General features: G+C 67.4%; 7 protein-coding genes. All 7 read left to right on the top strand.

The window, feature by feature from the left end:
- Positions 1-344 precede the first annotated feature (344 nt).
- From JOZ79_RS09235 to JOZ79_RS09205, 7 genes are read left to right on the top strand one after another with little or no spacing between them, the layout of a single operon-like run.
- A complete protein-coding gene (locus tag JOZ79_RS09235) occupies positions 345-542 on the top strand; it encodes a hypothetical protein (protein WP_294073447.1) in 198 nt (65 codons plus the stop codon).
- The gene (locus tag JOZ79_RS09230) at positions 539-772 is read left to right on the top strand and encodes a hypothetical protein (RefSeq protein WP_294073445.1); all 234 of its coding nucleotides are present in this window, start codon (positions 539-541) and stop codon (positions 770-772) included. Before JOZ79_RS09235 ends, JOZ79_RS09230 begins: the two co-directional genes overlap by 4 nt.
- The gene (locus JOZ79_RS09225) at positions 772-969 is read left to right on the top strand and encodes a hypothetical protein (protein ID WP_294073449.1); all 198 of its coding nucleotides are present in this window, start codon (positions 772-774) and stop codon (positions 967-969) included. The genes JOZ79_RS09230 and JOZ79_RS09225 overlap by 1 nt, the downstream gene beginning before the upstream one ends.
- A complete protein-coding gene (locus tag JOZ79_RS09220) occupies positions 966-1,970 on the top strand; it encodes a CHC2 zinc finger domain-containing protein (RefSeq protein WP_294073443.1) in 1,005 nt (334 codons plus the stop codon). The genes JOZ79_RS09225 and JOZ79_RS09220 overlap by 4 nt, the downstream gene beginning before the upstream one ends.
- The gene (locus JOZ79_RS09215) at positions 1,967-3,316 is read left to right on the top strand and encodes an AAA family ATPase (protein WP_294073442.1); all 1,350 of its coding nucleotides are present in this window, start codon (positions 1,967-1,969) and stop codon (positions 3,314-3,316) included. Before JOZ79_RS09220 ends, JOZ79_RS09215 begins: the two co-directional genes overlap by 4 nt.
- Positions 3,317-3,319: 3 nt before the next feature.
- Entirely contained in the window at positions 3,320-3,745 is a 426-nt protein-coding gene (locus JOZ79_RS09210) for a hypothetical protein (RefSeq protein WP_294073441.1), read from the top strand.
- Between the two features lie 2 nt (positions 3,746-3,747).
- Positions 3,748-4,302, top strand: coding sequence for a terminase small subunit (locus JOZ79_RS09205; protein ID WP_294073440.1), 555 nt, complete (start codon positions 3,748-3,750; stop codon positions 4,300-4,302).
- The last annotated feature ends 144 nt before the right edge of the window (positions 4,303-4,446 follow it).

The following is a 4,446-nucleotide window of genomic DNA, read 5'->3' as shown; positions in this document are numbered from 1 at the left end:
CTGCCGCATTTATGCTTTGGCTGGCGAGGGCCGCATCCGTCTCGTAAAGATCGGCCGCAGATCGCTCGTCGATGCGCAGTCGGTGATGGCCTACCTTGACGGTCTGCCGGCAGCGGAGTTCGGCCAGTCGCGAGCTGCGGCGTGATCGGTGCGCTCTGCCGCCAGGGTCGCGCCTCCGCCCAATAAGGAAGCGCCCCGCCGACCGGCCAGGGTCGAACGGGGCACCACGAATTTCATCAACGACGACGACACCAAGGATAATCATAGCGCCGCCGGAGCGCAACCAGTCCCACAGCTCGTCCCGCCGATCATAGCGATGCATTGGCTGCGGTCGGAGGCGGCGCATGGCTGAGCACGGCCATACGATCATCATTCGGCCGGAGGCGTTCGGCTGCGGCTTTGACGTCCTCATCGACCCGCCGATCAGTTACGCCCGCTACGATCAGGAGCGCCCCACCCTTCGCGCTGCGCGGCGTTATGCCGAGAGCCTCAAGGTCGTGACCGGATTCCCGATCCGCGACAACAACGGTGACACCGCATGAGCGTCGGCGTCTTCGAGCCCATCGCTAGCCTGATCGCGCTTATTCGGGCGGAAGTTCCTTCTGTCGACGAGCTGCGCGCCAACCCTGGCACCGGCCCATTTGGGCCAAAGGTGACGGTGCCGCTCGCCGCGATCCACATCTTCATGCAAGAGATCGAGCGCATGGGCGTGGAGATCACGCGTCTCGAGGGGCTCGTTGTTCTCGCCAGCGCGGCCGAGGGCAACGCGTGATGGCGCCCTATCCGACACCCCGGGACGCCGCGCTCGCGCTTCTCAATGGTGGCACCGGCCTGTCGAGGAAGGCGGGCAGCTTCCTCGGCCAGACCGCAGTCGACCCGGCGCCGCTCAGCGTCGCCCAGCTCGGTTGGCTCGCCGCCCTGCTCGAGCGGGCATCGCTCCCGCCGCTAGCCGATGGTGCTGGCGGATGAGCGGGCATCATGATCGCCGCGGCGGCCGGCGCCGAATGTCCGACGACGATTTCCGCCGGCTCTGTGAGGAGGCGAAGGCTCGCGTTGCGCTATCGACGATCCTTCATCGGCACACCGTGCTGAAGAAGCGCGGTCGCGAGCTGGCGGGGCTATGCCCGTTCCACAGCGAGCGATCGCCATCGTTCGAGGTGAACGACGCTAAGGGCACCTTCTTCTGCCATGGCTGCGGTGCCGGTGGCGATCACTTCACCGCCCTGATCAAGCTCGACGGGCTCACCTTCCGGACAGCGTTCGAGGCGCTGACGAACGACACGTTTCCGGGCGTCGATCCGGCCGACCGCGCCCGCCAGGCCGCCGAGGATGAGGCGGAGCGGTTGGCCGCCATCGAGGATGCGCGCGCCTTCTGGGCGGCCGCGATCGACATCTACGGGACGCCGGCGGAGACCTATCTGCGTCGCGCTCGCGGCATCGTCTCGAACCTGCCGCCGACGATGCGATTCGGCATGGTGCCGGCCGCGAAGGACGACGCTGGCCAATGGAAACGCACTTATCCGGCGCTGCTCTGCGCGGTGACCCGCGGCGACGATCTGGTCGCGATCCAGCGGGTGTTCCTGCGCGACGACGGCCGCGACAAGCGCTGGGGCAAGAAGTCGAAGCTGACGCTCGGTCGCTTTCGCGGCGGCGCGGTCAAGATGGGCAGTCGCCGGCCCGATCCTGCCGAGCTAATCGTCTGCGAGGGCCCTGAAGATGGGCTGAGCCTCGCACAGGAACTGCCCGAGCGCGAAGTCTGGGCGGCTCTTGGCACGGCCAACATGCCGTTGCTCGACCTGCCGGCGTCCGTGCGCCGCATCGTCCTGGCTGGCCAGAACGACGCCGCCGGCCGGGCGGCGGTCGACGCTGCTGCCGCTGCGCTGGCCGAGCGCGGACTCGAGGTAAGCACAATGTGGCCTGCAGCCGAGTTCAAGGATTGGAACGACCAATCGCGGGGCAGGCGTAGATGACCGCCACTCCGCTCCGCGAGCGCTTCGACAAGGCCGAGCCGTTCGCGCCTGCCCAGTCTGTGCCGCCGACACCCTTCGCGGTCGAGCGCTTTCGCGACATCAAACCTCAGCTGGAGGGGCTCTGGCTCGTCAAGCGCCTCATCCCGGCAGATGGGCAGGTCGTGATCCACGGTCACCCCAACTGCGGAAAGAGCTTCTTCGCGGTGGATATGGGCCTCCATGTCGCGCTCGGTTGGGATTGGCATGGCCGGCGCACCAAGGCCGGCTTGGTGATCTACGTCGGCGCCGAAGGGCGAGCCGGGCTCAAGAACCGCATCGTCGCGTTCCAGCGCCACCACAACGTGACCGATGCGCCCTTTGCGCTGTTGCCGTCGCCGATCGACATGCAAGCTCCTGACGCCGACGTCAGCCGCCTCGCCGAGACCATTCGCCGCGAAGCCGCCCATTTTGACGTGCGGCCTGCCATGATCGTCCTCGACACGCTCAGCAAGACGTTCGGCGCGGGCAAGGAAAACACGGACGATATGGCGACCTACGTCGCCAACTGCGGCCGGATCGCTGCAGAGTTCCAGTGCTGCGTCGTTATCGTCCATCATCGCCCGAAGGATGCGGAGAGCGAGGAGCCGCGCGGCCACAGCAGCCTGAAGGGCGGCGTCGACACCGTCATCCTTGTCGAGGAGGGCTCGACGAAGAGCGCGCGCGTGATGAAGCAGCGGGACGGCGAACTCGGCTCGTCGATCCTGTTCACGCTGAAGTCGATCGAGCTTGGGCATGACGAGGACGGCGATTTCGTGACCTCGTGCGTTGTGCAGGCCGCCGACATCGACGACCGCCCGAAAAGCGATCCGCTTGCCCTCGCCATCGCCAGGCTCCCCGACAGCGCGAAGCTCGCGCTGCGCCAGCTCGAGGAGGCGATCAAGTCGGACGGCACCCCTCCGCCGCAATCCATTCCTGACGCCGAAATCAACCGAGCGCGCGTCGGCAAGGTGGTGCTTCTGAAGGCATGGCGGGACAAGGCCATAATGGCCGCCGGGACAGACCGGGACAATGATCGAGACACGGGGAAGCGGTCGTTCAATCGAGCCCTGCAGAGGCTGCAAAAGGACGACATTGTAAGGGTTTGGGGAGAGTTTGCCTGGCGCAATTGGGGTGCGAGCGGGACAGACCGGGACATTGAGCCGGGACAGACCGGGACACCGGGACAGCCGGGACACAGGTCTTTAGACCTGTCCCGGTTGTCCCGCCCCCACGTCGCTGATGATCGTTCGCAGTTTCCGCACGGCAACCCCGCGCTCCAGCCGATCGAGGAGCGCGATCCCTTCAACGATAGCCATTGGGATGACTGAGGCATGACGCGACCGACCGAATATACCGACGGCCTCGGCCTGCGGATTTGCGCGCGTCTCGCGAACGACGAGCGGCTGGCGCAGATCTGCGAGGATCATGACATGCCGGATCGCGAGGTTGCCCTCGGGTGGCTTCAGGATCGCGATCACGAAAGCTTCGTCGCCATAACCCGCTGGGCGCTCGACGAGCGTGAGAACAACGCCATGATCCGCGCCGACGGCCGGGCTGCCGAGATCATGCCGTTCACCCCGGCGACGGCCGCAGCGGCGTTCGAGAACTATGCTTGGCAAGCGGTCAGGCGGCCGGACGGCAGCTTTGACGACGGCTACCGGCGCCGTCGCGAGCACCCGTTCCTCGATCCCAACGAGAGCGACGCCGCGCGCCGATATCGCGAGTCGTGCTCCGCGGCCGGCGCGGACCGGAGCTGACCGTGGCTCGGGGCGCCACCCTGACCGCGCGGCAGGCCCGCTTCGTCGATGAATATCTGCTCGACCTCAACGCCACGCAGGCGGCGATTCGCGCCGGCTTCAGCGCGCGCACGGCGGAGCAGCAAGGGCCGCGGCTGTTGGGGAATGTTGGGGTGGCCGCTGCCATACGCGCCGCCCAGGCCGAGCGCTCCGAGCGGACGAAGGTCGATGCCGATTGGCTGCTCAATCGGCTGGCTCAGGAAGCTGATGCCGACCTGCAGGACCTCTACGATGAGAGCGGCGGCTTGCGGCCGGTGAAGGATTGGCCCCCCGTGTGGCGCCGCGGCCTCGTCGCCGGCATCGACGTCGAGGAGCAGCGCAGCGGCGACGCCGTCACGGCCACCGTGCGCAAGATCAAGCTCTCCGATCGAACGCGCCGGCTCGAGCTGATCGGCCGGCACGTGAACGTGCAGGCATTCCGCGACCAGCTCGGCGTCAGCAGCCCCACCGGCGGCCCGATCGAGGTGGATACCAAGATCACCCCCGCCGAAGCCTACCGCGCGGCGAAGGAGCTGTAATGGCCAACGCGCTCGCTGCCGAGCTGCCGTCCTTCGACTGGCGCGCGCCGGATTACGATGCCGTGTTCCAAGAGCGCATGCGCGTCCTCGCCCGCCTGCGTGCGCGGCCGGAGCTGCTGCCGCCGCTGCGCGCCTACTATCGCG

The organism is Sphingomonas sp. (assembly GCF_019242355.1).
GTDB lineage: Bacteria > Pseudomonadota > Alphaproteobacteria > Sphingomonadales > Sphingomonadaceae > Sphingomicrobium.
Note: the sequence above shows the minus strand (reverse complement) of the source record. Positions and strands in the feature narration are given on the sequence as shown.